This is a genomic window from Sphingopyxis sp. 22461 (assembly GCF_052044915.1).
Taxonomy (GTDB): Bacteria; Pseudomonadota; Alphaproteobacteria; order Sphingomonadales; family Sphingomonadaceae; genus Sphingopyxis.
The window spans coordinates 325,219-338,817 of record NZ_JBQENY010000002.1 but is presented as its reverse complement, the minus strand read 5'-3'; the positions used below and the strand labels follow the sequence as shown (position 1 = coordinate 338,817).

The window sequence follows — 13,599 nt, the reverse complement described above, 5'->3', positions numbered from 1 at the left end:
CGCGCGAGCGACGAATGGCCGCTATATGCGATTGGTACCGAAAAGCTGCCTGACGGCAATCGGCCAGCATCGGTAAGCACTGCGGCTTAGGCGATCGTGATCGGCTTCGATGTGAGATTCTTACTTCAGCTGCATCTCGATAGTGAATTCGCCGGCGGACGGCCTTGGGGCAGATAGGTCGCGCTGACCTTTCGGTCCGTCGGCATAGGTTTGAACGATTATGAAATATGTTCCGTCGGCCGGCAGGTATCGATCGAGCACGCTGTCATAACCCACGTCGCCTTTATACTGGGCGTCACTCGAACGGAGCATTTTCGGATCGCTCGGGCCGCGCGCTATCCAGACTAGGCTGTGGGCATCGGAAGACCGCACCGCTACCGTCACGCGCTGCGCCAATCGCCCTTCGAAGCGGTAGAGGACGGCCGACCGCGCTGGGTCGAACCGGGACACAGCCGCCTGTCCAAAATTGCCCGAGATTAATTGCCCGGGAGCGATTGGGAATGCCGGTCCGTAATCGGTCGCGATCGTCGGGAGCTTCGTGATTCTGCGCATCCAGTCCGGTTCTGGCGGCGGCGGGGGAAGTGCCAAATCCAGCGACAACTCGAGTTGTGAACCCGACGGAGCAATGGGCGCGAGATAATAGACTCCGTCTTTGGGCAGTTTTTGCCGAATGCGCGCGACGGTCGTCGCCTCCCGCACGGCAAGGGCAGTGCCGTCGGCGTCATAAAGGACTGCAGCGATAAGGCCTGTACCACGCAGTGTGATTGTGATCTCGCTTCCGGCCAGCGCCACAAACTGCCGCAGATTGGCGTCGCCCCCCGACATCTTCACCAGCGTGCCGGGAATGATGCGGGGGGGCGATCCGCGCGGTGGCGATGGTTCCGGTGGCGTCGTCTCGCGCAGATCGGGGAACGTCTGCGCGCTACCCGTAGGCACCTGCGCACCGGCTATCGGGATCGCAAAAAGGCTGGCCGCAGCCAGAAAGGCCTTCATTGGGCGCGTCCTCGGCGGCGCAGTTCCTCGAAAAACTTGCTGAGCTCTGCTTGATATTCAGCATCTGCTTGCGCGGCACGGGCTGCCGCACCGACGCGAGCATCCACTTCGCGGCGCTGCGCGATTATTGCGGCCCGGGCTGCCGCTTCTGCATCAGGCTGTGCGACAGGGGCCGCTTCTACCGTCAGAACGGCTCCGGCGGGTTTAGGCGCCGGCTTGCCGGTGATCGCATAGGGACCGGTCCATCCTGTTAGTGTGAACTGGCGCTTCTCCTCGGTCGTGACCACGTACTGCCGCCGGTTGAAATAGTCTTCGCCTTCGCTGGGGCTGGAATAATAGAACCAGCAGGTGACGCTCTCTTCGGTTCCAAGAGAGGCGCGAAAAGCGTTCTCGATGTCGACCGTGGACGTGCTCGGCGATTTCTGCATGAGCCCTGACATGCGATATATGTCCGTCGGTTCGCGCCGTTCGCACCACCCATAGGTCGTTTTTTCTGCCGCCTGTGCTGGCATGCTGATCAGACATATTGAAAACAAGATTGGCCAGGCTCGCATAGGCATTTCTCCCGGCTCCGGGCTAACCGACACGTCGTAGCGAAGCAATTTGGAAATATGGCGGGTAGCCGCTAAGCAAAACGCCGGACCGTAAGTCGCGGAATTCCATTGACGAACGCTGGCGACGCCAAAGCCGCCGGAATTTTATCGGGAGAAGTCATTGCCCATCGTCAGCCGCTCATTGCTCGCGCTCTTCTTCCCTTCGATGCTAATGGTCACACCGGCCTTCGCGGCACCGCCGCCGCCGCGGATCGATGTGATTGCCTACTCTGCTGACCTTGGCGAAGAAGGCCTTGCTGAAGCCTATGTTACGCTGGCGGCCTACTCCGGCGCGTTCGAGCGGGCTGCCCCGGGGACTGATCGCAGTAAGGTGCGGGCATGCGCAGCCTCGAATAGCGAGGCCTGCATTCGGGCCATCCTCACCGCACGTGGAGGGGCAGCTGTGATCATCGTCGTGCAAGGGGCGGGAGTTGGCATCCAGAAATGGACTTGCTTCGGCTCGGGTGGCACCCCGGTCGACGCCGCAAAACAGACAGCCACGATCAATTTGCAAGTTGCGTTCTTTGGCGAACGGCAGGCTAAATTTCAGCAATCTCTGTTTGCAACTGCCTGTATCATGTCGGCTGCCGCCGAGAGTGGGTGGTAAAGATCACCGTGAAATTGTCGACGAACGCCAGTTTCTAAGCCCGAGTCCTCGAAGTTGCAAAATGGCGATCTCCCAGATGCTGCGGCCGCCGCACTCTTTGACGTTCGTCACATTGGCAAGGTCCGCTATACCCGGTTCGGTGCCGAGAAGCGGTCAGTCTCCTACCGGCCAAGCGGCGCCGCGAGAAGCGCGGTTCGTTCGATGACGGCGAAATGCCGTCGCGCTCATCGTCCGCTGTAAGGCTCACCTCTTCGGGTTCGCGCGCCGATCAGCACCCGGGGCATGTTTCCTCGTTCACGAACTGTGAGAAAGACGAGGTAGGGAAGCAGGAAACCCGCGCCTCCGAAAAAGGCGATGAGCGCGAGGAGCAGGGCGATCGCACTGAATCCATTCCGCCAAGCCGTCCAAAGCGCAGAGAGGATGAGAAAGCAGAGAAAATCGAGGTTGAACTGCCCGGGCCATCCCAGCTTCGCCACGTCTCCGAAAAAGATCGGTAACAATCCAAGGCCGTGGCGAGAAATGACTACTGCGGTGTAGGCGGCCAGCGCCAGCCAAAGGATGATCAAAAAACTACGAAACGACCCCATCGACGACAATCTGCCACGAGAATGTTAAGGCTGCAATCGCGGCTTTGAGTCCGCGACTGGATCATGCCAAATTTCTACTTTCATGCGACGATGGCTTACGCGCCGCTGCGCAACGCAGGTCTTGCCATAGGCAAGATGGATTTCATGCCGCACATGGCCCGTCACCAAGTCGCGCCCGAATAACGACCGTCGAGAAGGCTCCGGCCTGTGACCGCGGGCTACCCCATTATAGCGGCGATTGCCCGTTCGAGCTCGGCAATCCTGAAAGGTTTGCGAAGAACTGGCGGGCCATCAAATTCAGCCGCCATGATCGTCGCATCTCCGCTCGTCGCTATGAAAGCCTTCCCGGCATCGCTCAACGCGGAAGCGACCGCCTCGCTCGTTTTGCCATCGGCAAGGTGAACATCCAATATTGCGAGGTCGAAATCTCGCTTCGCGACGAGATCCAGCGCCTCCGCGACGGTCGCTGCGGTTGCCACGATCTCGTGTCCAAGCACGTCGAGATACCCCTCAAGCATCATCGCCACCAGCGGATCGTCTTCTACAAGAAACACCCTTATCATCATCCGTCCCTCATAGATCCGAAATCTGTAGCGCCAGTGTCTTCGATCACAACTTCCGTGCCCCTACCGTTCGTCGCGCTCAAAGTTCCACGCCGAGATGCTGGGCCACGGAGAATATGTCCTTGTCCCCGCGTCCGCACATGTTTACGATGATGATACTATCTTTCGGCATCGCCGGCGCGATCCTGACAACCGCGGCGACGGCGTGACTGGGCTCAAGCGCGGGGATGATACCCTCTGTTCTGCATAGAAGCTGGAAGGCTTCGAGCGCTTCGGCGTCGGTCGCGGAGCTATAGTCCACCCGTCCGATTTCCTTGAGCCATGCATGCTCGGGGCCGATGCCGGGATAATCGAGACCTGCGCTGATCGAATGGCCTTCGACGATCTGCCCGTCGTCATCCTGCAGTAGATAGGTCTTGTTGCCGTGAAGAATGCCGGGACGCCCGCCGGCCAGTGACGCGGCATGTTCCTTGTCGAGGCCATGGCCGGCGGCCTCGACGCCGAGCATCTTGACCATCGGGTCGTCGAGGAACGGGTGAAAGAGACCGATCGCATTCGATCCGCCGCCGATCGCGGCGACCAAGAGATCGGGTAGGCGGCCGGCACGGGCCAGCATCTGGGCCCGCGCTTCCCTTCCGATCACGCTCTGGAAATCGCGCACAAGTTCCGGATAGGGATGCGGGCCGGCCGCAGTGCCGATGATGTAGAAAGTGTCCTCGACATGGGCGACCCAGTCGCGCAGCGCCTCGTTCATCGCGTCCTTCAGCGTCTCGGCGCCGGCCGTGACCGGCACGACCTCGGCGCCCAGCAGCTTCATGCGGAAGACATTGGGCGCTTGCCGCGCGATGTCGGCGGCGCCCATATAGACGACGCAGGGCAGGCCAAAGCGCGCGCAGACGGTTGCCGTCGCCACCCCGTGCTGGCCCGCGCCCGTTTCCGCGATGATGCGGGTTTTGCCCATCCGGATCGCCAGCAGGATCTGCCCGACGCAATTGTTGATCTTGTGGGCGCCGGTGTGATTGAGTTCGTCGCGCTTGAACCAGATCTGAGCGCCGCCGAGCGCGGACGTCAAGCGCGGCGCGAAATATAGCGGACTGGGACGGCCGACATAATGTTCGAGCAGGTCGTCGAACTCGGCCTGGAAGGCCGGGTCGCGCTTTGCGGCTCGATATTCGCGCTCCAGATCGAGGATGAGGGGCATGAGCGTTTCGGGGACGAAGCGGCCCCCGAATTTCCCGAAATGACCCGCGTCGTCCGGCTGCCTGCGCAAGCTGTTCGGAAGATGGCCAGGATCGTCGGAGGGTTGCGACCCCTGAGTCATGTCGGCGCAACCCCGGCAGGAAACCGGCGTGAGGCGGCGGCGCACAGGATTTCGGCGCGCGCCTCACGCAGGCAGGTAAAGCCCGCAAGACCGGTCCGGATCATCGACCGGCGCATCAATGGCCCATCAGCGCGAGCACTTCCTTGCGGCTCCGCTGGTCGTCGAGGAAGCAGCCGAGGAGCCGGCTCGTGACCATGCCGACGCCCGGCGTGCGCACGCCGCGCCCGGTCATGCAGCCATGCTGGGCGTCGATCACCACGGCGACGCCGTGCGGACGGAGATTGTCCCAGATGCATCGGGCGACCTCGGCGGTCAGGCGCTCCTGCACCTGCAGCCGGCGTGCATAGCCGTTCAGTACGCGCGCGAGCTTGGAGATGCCGACGACGCGGTCGCGGGGAAGGTAGGCGATCGACGCCTTTCCGGTGATCGGCGCCATATGATGCTCGCAATGCGACTGGAACGGGACGTCGCGCAGCAAGACGATCTCGTCATAGCCGCCGACCTCTTCGAAGGTGCGCGAGAGATGCACCGCCGGATCCTCGTCATACCCCTGGCAGTAATCCTTCCAGGCACGTGCGACGCGCTGCGGTGTGTCGAGCAGGCCTTCGCGCTGAGGGTCCTCGCCGACCCAGCGGAGCAGCGTCTCGACCGACGCGAGAACCTCGGGGGGTATCGCGCCGTCAACTGTGGGACTGAAAGGGGGCACGTGAAGCATGGTCCTGGCCTCCTGACGGCGAAGGGTTGGCGGTCCGGGAGGGGAGGAGAGGGAGGTGGACCGCCGGATCGGCGCATGCCCGAGCGCAGCATGGCGTCGCAACATGTCCCTTGGGGCAGATCGTCGGTTGGAAGCGCGTTGGGTGCACGGACCTCGGGTGAGCCCCGGAATGCAGAAATGCCCTTCGCTCGCTTGACGAGGCGTGGCGCGGTGCGCGGTGGTTGGGTGAATAGGGCGGGTACGGAAATGCGGGGGCGGCGGTGGCCCCGCCGCCCCCGGCCTGTCAGAAGGCCATCGCCGGCATCGGCGCGGCCTTCTCCTCCTTCGGCAGTTCGGCGACGAGCGCCTCGGTGGTTATCGGCAGCGACGCGACCGACGCGGCATTCTGCAGCGCGGTGCGAACGACCTTGGCGGGATCGATCACGCCGGCCTTGACGAGGTCCTGATACTCGCATCCAGTCTGCCCCTTGGTGCAGCTTGGCGGCGCGGGACAAGTCGGAGACATGCGGTCAACATCGCGCGGCACGGTCGCCGCAAGGCGTCCTGTCCGCGGAGATTGCAATGAATGACGAAGGGCCTCTGCTAACGGTCAGAATCGGCGACCGTTACGAAGAAGCGGATCCCGCCCGATTGCCAACGGGTCACCCCGCCGTGCCGGTCGACCGCATCGGCGTGCTTCTCGTAAACCTCGGCACGCCCGACGCGCCGACGAGCGGTGCGGTGCGGCGCTATCTCGCGGAATTTCTCTCCGACCGGCGCGTGGTCGAACTGCCCTCGCTGATCTGGCAGCCGATCCTCCGCGGGATCGTCCTTGCCGTTCGGCCGCGGAAATCCGCGCGTGTCTACCGCGAAATCTGGACGTCAGAGGGCTCGCCGCTCGCGGCGATCACCCGCCGCCAGGCAAGGGCGCTTCAGGCTTCGCTGGGAGGTGTTGCGGTGGTCGCGCATGCGATGCGCTATGGCAGCGGCTCGATCTCGGACGGCATCGACGCGCTTCTTGCGGCAGGATGTCGCCGCATTCTCGTTGCGCCTCTTTATCCTCAATATTGCGCCGCGACGACCGCAAGCGTTGGTGATGCGGTCCAGGCGCATATGGCGCGCCTGCGCTGGCAGCCGGCGCTGCGTGTCCTTCCGCCCTATTATGATGACGATCGCCATGTCGAGGCGCTGGCGTCGTCGCTCGGACGTGCGATCGGCGGCCTCGCCTTTGTACCCGACACGATCGTCGCGAGCTTCCACGGCATGCCCGAGCGCACTCTGCATCTTGGCGATCCCTATCACTGCATGTGCCTCAAGACCGCGCGTCGGTTGGGCGAGGTCTTGGGGAAGAGTGTCGTTCCGAGCTTTCAGTCGCGCTTCGGCAAGGCCCAGTGGCTGACACCGGCAACCGACATGACGCTCGAAACGCTCGGGCGAGAAGGCCGGTCGGTGGTCGTGATCGCGCCGGGGTTCGCTGCAGATTGCCTCGAGACCCTCGAGGAAATCGCCATCCGCGGCCGCGAGCAGTTCCTTGCCGCCGGCGGACGCCATTTCGCTTATGTGCCCTGTCTGAATGACAGCGATGTCGGGATGGATATGCTCGCCGCGCTGATAAGGAGCGAACTTTCCGGTTGGCTTTGAGGGCTTTTGATTATCGGGGCCGCGCTGCGCCAACAAGTGTCGCGCGGCCCCGATACCGTGTCAGGCGGGAAGCAGCACGCCGTCGATGACGTGGATCACGCCGTTCGACTGAAGAACGTCGGCGGGGCCGATCTTCGCCGTGCCACCCTTGGCGTCGCTCACATACCAGCTGCCATCCTTCTCCCAGACGGTGAGCTTGGCACCCTGCACCGTGGTAAGCATGGCCTTGCCGCCATTGGCTTTGGCCTGCGCGGCAATATCGGTCGCGGTCAGGCGGCCCGGCACGACATGATAGGTAAGGATGCCCGTCAGCATCGCCTTGTTCTCGGGCTTGAGCAGCGTGTCGACGGTGCCGGCGGGAAGCTTGGCAAAGGCAGCGTTGGTGGGCGCAAAGACCGTGAACGGGCCTGCCCCCGAAAGGGTCTCGGCGAGGCCGGCGGCCTTGACCGCCGTGACGAGTGTCGTGTGGTCCTTCGAATTGGCGGCATTTTCGACGATGGTGTTGGTCTCGTACATCGCGGCGCCGCCGACCATCGGGTTTTTGGCGGCCGCGATGCCGCCGGCGAGCGCAAGCGCTGCTGCGGCGAGCGAAAGAGAGATACGGGAAATAGCCATTGGTCATTCCTTTTCGAATGTTCGTCCCGGGGGGATAGGACAGGTACGGAATTAGGCGCGCCGCTCCGCCTCGGCGACCTGTCCTTTGGGGCGGGTTATCCGGCCCGCACTCGGTGGCCCATCGCCGCTAGCGATAACGGCAGTTCTCCCTCCGATCGGCTGCAGGCAAATAGGCGGCAGGCTGGCGATCGACGCAGCCGGGCAAGAAGGGGGCATCCATGCCGTTTGAGGGATCGTTCGAAGACCGGCTGGCGCTTCGCGACCTGCTCGATGCCTATGCCGACGCGGTCAACCGTGCCGACAGCGAAGCCTGGGCGGCGACCTGGGACGAAGGCGGCCGATGGTCGCTTCCCGGGTTCGGGATCTTCGAGGGCAAGGCGAAGATCGTCGACACCTGGCGCACGGCGATGCGCGCCTTTCCCGACATCGTCTTTCGCGCTTGGTCGGGTTCGATCGAGGTCCATGGCGAGACCGCGGCCATGCGGTCCTACACCGAGGAAATCTTCCTGCGCGACGGCGCCCTTCACCGGACCCTTGGCATCTATGACGACGTCTGCCGCCAAATTGATGGTCGGTGGCTGTTTACAGAGCGGCGGTTTCGACCGTTGCCTCAGCTTTCAGCAAGCGAGGTGCAGGCATGAAGATCCTAATCCAGGCGGTCATCGATATCGATCCCGAGACGCGCGGAGAGGCGCTGGCGGGTGCGCGCGGCTGGATCGAAGGCGCGCTCGCACAGCCGGGCTGTCTCGCTTACGCCTGGACCCTCGATCCGCATGTGGCGACGCGCATCCACGTGTTCGAGGAATGGGACGGCGAAGCTGCGCTCGCAGCGCATCTCGCCGGGCCGCAATACAGGGGAATGCTGGGGCATATAGGCGCATTTGGCGTGCGCGCGTCGTCGAGCCGCAAATTCGCGGTGTCGCGCGAAGGGCCCGTCTATAACAGCCACGGCGTGGCAAGTGCCGCTTTCGACTAGCGCCGCGGCCCTCTCTCGCTAGCCGCGCAGGGCTTCCCAGGCAGCGAGGGCCCGCGCCCGCGCCGCATCGTGCCCGATTAGCGGTTGCGGATAGGTGGGCACCTGCGCGTCCTGACCATGAGCGGCGGTGATCTCGGCGTCCGACAGATGCGCAAGTTCGGGAACATAAGTGCGGACATAATCTCCCATCGTAAACCGCTCGCTCTGGAGCAGCGGCGACATGATGCGCGAGAAGACCGGCGCGTCGACGCCGGTGCCCGCAACATATTGCCAGTTCATCGCGTTCGAGGCGAGATCGGCGTCGAGCAACGTATCCCAGAACCAGCGCTCACCGCGGCGCCAATCAATCAGCAGATGTTTGACGAGGAAGGAGGCGGTGACCATCCGCACGCGGTTGTGCATCCAGCCCGTGCGCCAGAGCTCGCGCATGCCCGCGTCGACCACCGGGTAGCCGGTCCGCCCCCGGGTCCAGGCGGCGAAGTCCCGGTCGGCTCCGGGGCCGCTCCGCCAGCCAAAATTATCGAAGGTGGGGCGCCCGTTCCGATCGCCATAATCGGGCATCTGGTCGACGAGATTGATGCCATGTTCGCGCCAGCCAAGCTCCGACCGAAAGGTTTCGGCGCCCGCATCGTCGCGCTCGCCGAGCGCATGCCAGATCGACCGAGGGCTGATTTCGCCGAAATGAAGATGCGGCGACAGCCGCGATGTCGCGGGGAGCGAAGGAAAATCGCGGCGGGTCTTATAGTCGCCGGCAAGCGGCAGCCAGTCGCGCAACGCGCGCCATGCGCCCTTCTCGCCTGGGCGCCAGTCGCCAAATCCTGCGGCCCAGTCCGGGCTGGTCGGGGTCAGCCCCCAATCGGCAAGATTATCCGACGCCGGCCAGACCTCGGGAGCCGGAATATGATCGGGCGCGGCATAGGGAAGGGCGGGGGGCATGCGCCCCAGGAGCGCGCGATACCATGGTGTGAAGACCCGGTAGCGGGCGCCTTGCGCATTGGTGATGCTCTCGGGCGGCGCAAGATAATTGCCGTCATGGAGCCGCAGCGCAAGCCTGGCGTCCAGCGCGTCCTCGCAGCGCCGCCACCAGGGCTCGTAACAGCGGGTCGCGTGAACCCTTGTGCTCCCGGCTTCCGCCGCGACGCGTTCGACTATTTCGGCGGCAGGGCCGCGGCGCAGGACGAGCCGGCTGCCGCGTTTGCGAAGGCTCGCGTCGAGCGCGGTGAGGCTGTGATGGAGCCACCAGCGCTGCGCGCCGCCGATCACGCGCGTTCCGGGGCTCTCGTCGTCCAATATGTAGAGCGGAATGACCGGACCTTCGGCGATCGCCGCGAGGAGCGCCGGATGGTCGGTGATGCGGAGGTCCTGACGGAGCCACAAGATGGCGGGCGGCATGGCGACGGTTCCCTTTTTGGCGGGCTGGGGTGCGGGCGATCGCGGATTTCCTCATCTGGCAGGCTCCGACCTCCGCAAAAGATGACCTTTCGGGCAGTTCAGGCAATGAAAAGCCGCTTTGCGAGCGCGAGCAAGGGGAAGGTTGGGCGGTGCGACGTGGCGTCGCACCGCCCGGCGATGAGCAATCACCGCCCCCCGCCGCGGCCAGGCGTGGGTCGCAAGGCGCTGGCCGCCGGCAGAATCGGAACGTCCGTGCGATCAGCTGGACGAGGCATCTCCTGCCGCTTCATTGGGCCCGGAGACTATCCGGTCGCGAGCGCCCGGATCGCGGGCTGCCGCAGTTCTGATGCCGAAGTCGCCGAGAATGAGGCTCGCCGTCGCCTTCGCGCTCGCGACGACCCCCGGAATACCAGCGCCGGGATGCGTGCCCGCGCCGGTAAAATAGAGGTTCTCGATGCGCGCGTCGCGGTTGTGCCCACGAAAATAGGCGCTCTGGAGCAGTGTTGGCGTCAGGCTGAAGGCGCTCCCGAGATGCGCGGCGAGATCCCGCTCGAAGTCCGGCGGCGCATATTGGATTTGCGTGACGATCCGCTCGCCAAGGTCAGGAATCAAGCGCCGTTCGATCTCGGCGATCATGCGCTTTGCCAATTTCGGCCCTTCGACCTTCCAGTCGAGCGGGGCGTGGCCGCGATGGGGAACCGGGACGAGCGCGTAGAAGCTACTATGACCTGCGGGCGCGACGCCCGGATCACTTGCGCTCGGGTGATGAAGGTAGAGCGAGAAATCCTCGGCGAGCGTGCCGTTCCGGTAGATGTCGTCGAGAAGGCCGCGATAGCGCGGACCGAACAGGATCATATGGTGGGGTATATCGGGGAAGGCGCCTCGAACTCCCAGGTGGAGGACGAAGAGGCTAGGCGACCAGCTCTTGCGCGCGAGGCGCTTCGCCTCTCGCTTGCCGCGCGGATGCGCGAGCAGGTCGCGGTAGCTGTGCATGAGATCGGCGTTCGAGACGACAAGATCTGCGCGTGCGGTAAACCCGCTCCGCGTCACGACGCCGGTTACGCGGTCGCCTTCGGTTTCGATGCGAGCTACGGGATCGCCGAGCCTCAGCGTACCGCCGAGGCGCGCGAACAGCGCGGCCATGCCGGCGACGAGCTGGTTGGTGCCGCCGCGCGCATACCAGACACCGCCATCCTGCTCGAGCTTGTGGATGAGCGCATAGATGCTGCTAGTCGCCATCGGGTTGCCGCCAACGAGCAGGGTATGGAAGGAAAGCGCCTCGCGCAGCTTCTCGCTACGCACATAGCTCGCGACGGTGTTATAGACCGAACGCCAGGCACGGTGCCGCAGGAGCGCGGGCGCCGCCTTCAGCATCGAGCGAAAATCGAGAAAGGGGACCGCCCCGAGCTTCACATAGCCTTCCTCGTAAACCGAGGCGGCATAGCCGAGGAACCGCTCGTATCCCGCCACATCGGCGGGATCGAGCGCGGCGATCTGACGGGCGAGCGCCCCCTTGTCATTGCCATAATCGAAGGTCGATCCGTCGGGCCAGCTTAGCCGGTAAAAGGGCGAGACCGGGACGAGGTCGACATCGCGCTCGAGCCGCTGGCCGCTCAGCTCCCAGAGCTCGGCGAGGCAGTCCGGGTCGGTGATCACCGTCGGCCCGGCATCGAAGGTGAAACCATCCTTCTCGAAGACATAGGCGCGGCCGCCCGGCCGGTCGCGCGCTTCGACGAGCAGCGTATCGAGGCCCGCCGACTGGAGGCGGATGGCGAGGGCGAGGCCGCCGATGCCGGCTCCGATTACGATCGCGCGGGTCATCGCGTCGCCTCTGCCGCAATCGCCGCGCCGAGAACATGGCCCGACAGCCACGCATATTCTACAAAGCCGTGATAGAGCCAGTCTCCGCAAGCGCCGAGGCCTATGGCAGGGTTCCAGAGCAGCTTCAGATCCTGTCCCGAGGGCTGCGAGAATAGCCAGCGATGGGCGGCGATATGGCTCGGGGCGGGCAGGTCGCGGCCCGCGACCTTTCCCAGCTCGGCGAGAAGCGCTGGCGCCACGCTCGCGCTGTCGGAGGCGAGGTGCGTCTGCGACCAGGTCCAGTCGGCTTGCACGACCCACCGCTCGCCCGGCGCGCGGCCGGGCTTCGCGCTGTCGCGCGCGGCGGTCACGATGGCACCCGAGCCGCGGAGGAAATCGGGGAGCTCCTCGATCCGCTCCTCAAAGGCGAACATCGCGGTCCAGCATGGGTTATAGCGCGCCGCCATTGCGGCGCGCGCCATCTCGAAATCGTGAAGCGACAGAAGCGGCGCTGCCTGCTCGGCGGGGATGGCGATCACCGCCGCATCATATTTGCCGAGCCGTTTTGCCTCGCTGTGGAGCGTCCAGCCCGCGGGCGATTTGGTCAGGGCTATGACCGGTCGCGACAGGCGGACATCGAGATCGTCCGCGAGAGCTTTGAGCGGCGTAGTCATGGTCGGCGTGCCAACCCAGCTGTCCGCGCCGGCGGCCGGCCAACGCGCGGCGAGGCCTGCCTTCTCCCACGCTGCTACGAGCCTGGTAAAGCCTTCCGAGCGTGCCGTGAAATGCGTGGCGCCATGATCGAATGCGACCTCCGGATTGCCCGGATTGGCGCGGCGGGTCGCGAGGCGGCCGCCGATGCCGCGGGATTTGTCGAACAGCGTGGCTTCCAGACCGGCGTCGCGCAGCCGCCGCGCGCACGCGAGCCCCGCAATGCCGGCTCCGATGATCGCGACCCGCATCAGACCATGGCCTCGCGGTCACCGAAGTGGCACGGACAATGTCCGGCCTCCGCCTGCAGGGATGTCCGCGCTGTCGACGTGCGAGGCGTCATGCGTGATTTTTTCCGGTTCGTCGCAATTGTCATCGACGCAGGCTTGCATGAGCGAGGGGAAGTGTCGCAACATGTCCCTTGGGGCACCCAGGGGAGAGCAGGCAGATACTATGTCATTGAAGACAATGATCGCGGCCAGCCCGATCGCCGCGGTGATCAGCGATCCGCGCCTGCCTGACAATCCGATCGTCGAGTGCAATGCTGCCTTCTCGGCGCTCACCGGCTATGGGCCGGAGGAAATTCTTGGACGCAATTGCCGCTTTCTCGCCGGGCAGGGCACCGAGCTCGAACTGACCGAGACCTTGCGCGCCGCCATCCGGGAGCAGAGGCCGGCGCTCGTCGAGATCCTCAACTACCGGAAAGACGGAACGCCCTTCCGCAATGCCGTGCTGGTCGCGCCAATCTTTGGCCAGGGCGGCAATCTCGAATATTTTCTCGGCTCGCAAATCGAAGTCGACGAGGCTGGCGAGGCCGTTGGAGGACGGAGCACGCGAGCGCGCGCCCAAATTGAGGCGCTCTCGCCGAGGCAGCGCGAGGTGTTGAAGCTGATGGCGAGCGGACAGCTCAACAAGCAGATTGCCTTCACGCTGTCGCTGTCGGAGCGGACGATCAAGATGCACCGCGCTGCGCTGCTGCGCGCGCTCGGCGTCGAGACCACGGCCGATGCGATCCGGCTCGCGGTCGAGGCCGGCTTCTAGGCACCGCTCCAGCTTCCCTTTGAGGCATATGGGATATCGCGCCGCCGCCGATTAAGCTTCAGGCA

The 13,599-nt window shown here is 64.5% G+C and carries 16 protein-coding genes and 1 pseudogene; 6 read left to right on the top strand and 11 right to left on the bottom strand.

Annotated features, from left to right (window positions below):
- Window positions 1-120: 120 nt before the first annotated feature.
- The gene (locus ACTJI5_RS04235) at window positions 121-993 is read right to left on the bottom strand and encodes a hypothetical protein (protein ID WP_440859466.1); all 873 of its coding nucleotides are present in this window, start codon (window positions 991-993) and stop codon (window positions 121-123) included.
- Window positions 990-1,433 (bottom strand): hypothetical protein, encoded by a 444-nt coding sequence (locus ACTJI5_RS04230; protein ID WP_137892566.1) that lies wholly within the window; start codon window positions 1,431-1,433, stop codon window positions 990-992. Before ACTJI5_RS04230 ends, ACTJI5_RS04235 begins: the two co-directional genes overlap by 4 nt.
- A gap of 274 nt (window positions 1,434-1,707) precedes the next feature.
- Here ACTJI5_RS04230 and ACTJI5_RS04225 point away from each other — a divergent pair, with 274 nt between their 5' ends.
- On the top strand, window positions 1,708-2,193 hold the full coding sequence (locus tag ACTJI5_RS04225) for a hypothetical protein (RefSeq protein ID WP_088473391.1): 486 nt from the start codon (window positions 1,708-1,710) through the stop codon (window positions 2,191-2,193).
- A 224-nt stretch (window positions 2,194-2,417) separates the two neighbouring features.
- Here ACTJI5_RS04225 and ACTJI5_RS04220 read toward each other — a convergent pair whose 3' ends face one another.
- Window positions 2,418-2,780 carry a hypothetical protein gene (locus ACTJI5_RS04220; protein WP_137892568.1) on the bottom strand — a complete coding sequence of 121 codons (363 nt, stop codon included), beginning with the start codon at window positions 2,778-2,780 and terminating at the stop codon, window positions 2,418-2,420.
- 63 nt (window positions 2,781-2,843) lie between these two features.
- On the opposite strand from ACTJI5_RS04220, the gene ACTJI5_RS04215 reads away from it, so the two are divergent.
- Window positions 2,844-2,963: a DUF1993 family protein gene (locus ACTJI5_RS04215; RefSeq protein WP_225940948.1), complete on the top strand. Its 120-nt coding sequence runs from the start codon at window positions 2,844-2,846 to the stop codon at window positions 2,961-2,963.
- Window positions 2,964-2,998: 35 nt separating this feature from the next.
- On the opposite strand, the gene ACTJI5_RS04210 is transcribed toward ACTJI5_RS04215, so the two are convergent.
- The 4 genes and pseudogenes from ACTJI5_RS04210 to groEL form a co-directional block, all read right to left on the bottom strand.
- A complete protein-coding gene (locus ACTJI5_RS04210) occupies window positions 2,999-3,346 on the bottom strand; it encodes a response regulator (RefSeq protein ID WP_137892570.1) in 348 nt (115 codons plus the stop codon).
- Window positions 3,347-3,422: 76 nt separating this feature from the next.
- A complete protein-coding gene (gene trpB / locus ACTJI5_RS04205) occupies window positions 3,423-4,664 on the bottom strand; it encodes a tryptophan synthase subunit beta (protein WP_137892572.1) in 1,242 nt (413 codons plus the stop codon).
- Between the two features lie 115 nt (window positions 4,665-4,779).
- Complete coding sequence (folE, locus tag ACTJI5_RS04200) at window positions 4,780-5,379, bottom strand: GTP cyclohydrolase I FolE (protein ID WP_137892574.1); 600 nt, start codon at window positions 5,377-5,379, stop codon at window positions 4,780-4,782.
- Window positions 5,380-5,662: 283 nt separating this feature from the next.
- Window positions 5,663-5,827 (bottom strand): annotated as a pseudogene (groEL, locus tag ACTJI5_RS04195) (chaperonin GroEL); the annotation flags it as partial.
- A 113-nt stretch (window positions 5,828-5,940) separates the two neighbouring features.
- Here groEL and hemH point away from each other — a divergent pair.
- Entirely contained in the window at window positions 5,941-6,999 is a 1,059-nt protein-coding gene (gene hemH / locus ACTJI5_RS04190) for a ferrochelatase (protein ID WP_440859465.1), read from the top strand.
- A 60-nt stretch (window positions 7,000-7,059) separates the two neighbouring features.
- On the opposite strand, the gene ACTJI5_RS04185 is transcribed toward hemH, so the two are convergent.
- Window positions 7,060-7,614, bottom strand: a complete 555-nt coding sequence (locus ACTJI5_RS04185; RefSeq protein WP_171013724.1) for a fasciclin domain-containing protein — start codon at window positions 7,612-7,614, stop codon at window positions 7,060-7,062.
- A 218-nt stretch (window positions 7,615-7,832) separates the two neighbouring features.
- Here ACTJI5_RS04185 and ACTJI5_RS04180 point away from each other — a divergent pair, with 218 nt between their 5' ends.
- Both ACTJI5_RS04180 and ACTJI5_RS04175 read left to right on the top strand, forming a co-directional pair.
- Complete coding sequence (locus ACTJI5_RS04180; RefSeq protein ID WP_440859464.1) at window positions 7,833-8,255, top strand: nuclear transport factor 2 family protein; 423 nt, start codon at window positions 7,833-7,835, stop codon at window positions 8,253-8,255.
- Complete coding sequence (locus ACTJI5_RS04175; RefSeq protein ID WP_056350178.1) at window positions 8,252-8,590, top strand: putative quinol monooxygenase; 339 nt, start codon at window positions 8,252-8,254, stop codon at window positions 8,588-8,590. The genes ACTJI5_RS04180 and ACTJI5_RS04175 overlap by 4 nt, the downstream gene beginning before the upstream one ends.
- A gap of 18 nt (window positions 8,591-8,608) precedes the next feature.
- Here the strand turns inward: ACTJI5_RS04175 and ACTJI5_RS04170 are convergent, their stop codons facing one another.
- The 3 genes from ACTJI5_RS04170 to ACTJI5_RS04160 form a co-directional block, all read right to left on the bottom strand.
- Entirely contained in the window at window positions 8,609-9,982 is a 1,374-nt protein-coding gene (locus ACTJI5_RS04170; protein ID WP_137892580.1) for a cryptochrome/photolyase family protein, read from the bottom strand.
- A 258-nt stretch (window positions 9,983-10,240) separates the two neighbouring features.
- Window positions 10,241-11,803: a phytoene desaturase gene (locus tag ACTJI5_RS04165; RefSeq protein WP_137892582.1), complete on the bottom strand. Its 1,563-nt coding sequence runs from the start codon at window positions 11,801-11,803 to the stop codon at window positions 10,241-10,243.
- The gene (locus ACTJI5_RS04160) at window positions 11,800-12,744 is read right to left on the bottom strand and encodes an NAD(P)/FAD-dependent oxidoreductase (RefSeq protein WP_440859463.1); all 945 of its coding nucleotides are present in this window, start codon (window positions 12,742-12,744) and stop codon (window positions 11,800-11,802) included. Before ACTJI5_RS04160 ends, ACTJI5_RS04165 begins: the two co-directional genes overlap by 4 nt.
- Before the next feature lie 202 nt (window positions 12,745-12,946).
- On the opposite strand from ACTJI5_RS04160, the gene ACTJI5_RS04155 reads away from it, so the two are divergent.
- On the top strand, window positions 12,947-13,534 hold the full coding sequence (locus tag ACTJI5_RS04155) for a PAS domain-containing protein (RefSeq protein WP_171013737.1): 588 nt from the start codon (window positions 12,947-12,949) through the stop codon (window positions 13,532-13,534).
- The last annotated feature ends 65 nt before the right edge of the window (window positions 13,535-13,599 follow it).

What these genes read in the sequence shown, in the direction of transcription:
- ACTJI5_RS04235 (WP_440859466.1), bottom strand. Translation starts at nt 993, where the DNA reads ATGAAGGCCTTTCTGGCTGCGGCCAGCCTTTTTGCGATCCCGATAGCC.
- ACTJI5_RS04230 (WP_137892566.1), bottom strand. Translation starts at nt 1,433, where the DNA reads ATGTCAGGGCTCATGCAGAAATCGCCGAGCACGTCCACGGTCGACATC.
- ACTJI5_RS04220 (WP_137892568.1), bottom strand. Translation starts at nt 2,780, where the DNA reads ATGGGGTCGTTTCGTAGTTTTTTGATCATCCTTTGGCTGGCGCTGGCC.
- ACTJI5_RS04215 (WP_225940948.1), top strand. Translation starts at nt 2,844, where the DNA reads ATGCCAAATTTCTACTTTCATGCGACGATGGCTTACGCGCCGCTGCGC.
- ACTJI5_RS04210 (WP_137892570.1), bottom strand. Translation starts at nt 3,346, where the DNA reads ATGATGATAAGGGTGTTTCTTGTAGAAGACGATCCGCTGGTGGCGATG.
- trpB (WP_137892572.1), bottom strand. Translation starts at nt 4,664, where the DNA reads ATGACTCAGGGGTCGCAACCCTCCGACGATCCTGGCCATCTTCCGAAC.
- folE (WP_137892574.1), bottom strand. Translation starts at nt 5,379, where the DNA reads ATGCTTCACGTGCCCCCTTTCAGTCCCACAGTTGACGGCGCGATACCC.
- hemH (WP_440859465.1), top strand. Translation starts at nt 5,941, where the DNA reads ATGAATGACGAAGGGCCTCTGCTAACGGTCAGAATCGGCGACCGTTAC.
- ACTJI5_RS04185 (WP_171013724.1), bottom strand. Translation starts at nt 7,614, where the DNA reads ATGGCTATTTCCCGTATCTCTCTTTCGCTCGCCGCAGCAGCGCTTGCG.
- ACTJI5_RS04180 (WP_440859464.1), top strand. Translation starts at nt 7,833, where the DNA reads ATGCCGTTTGAGGGATCGTTCGAAGACCGGCTGGCGCTTCGCGACCTG.
- ACTJI5_RS04175 (WP_056350178.1), top strand. Translation starts at nt 8,252, where the DNA reads ATGAAGATCCTAATCCAGGCGGTCATCGATATCGATCCCGAGACGCGC.
- ACTJI5_RS04170 (WP_137892580.1), bottom strand. Translation starts at nt 9,982, where the DNA reads ATGCCGCCCGCCATCTTGTGGCTCCGTCAGGACCTCCGCATCACCGAC.
- ACTJI5_RS04165 (WP_137892582.1), bottom strand. Translation starts at nt 11,803, where the DNA reads ATGACCCGCGCGATCGTAATCGGAGCCGGCATCGGCGGCCTCGCCCTC.
- ACTJI5_RS04160 (WP_440859463.1), bottom strand. Translation starts at nt 12,744, where the DNA reads ATGCGGGTCGCGATCATCGGAGCCGGCATTGCGGGGCTCGCGTGCGCG.
- ACTJI5_RS04155 (WP_171013737.1), top strand. Translation starts at nt 12,947, where the DNA reads ATGTCATTGAAGACAATGATCGCGGCCAGCCCGATCGCCGCGGTGATC.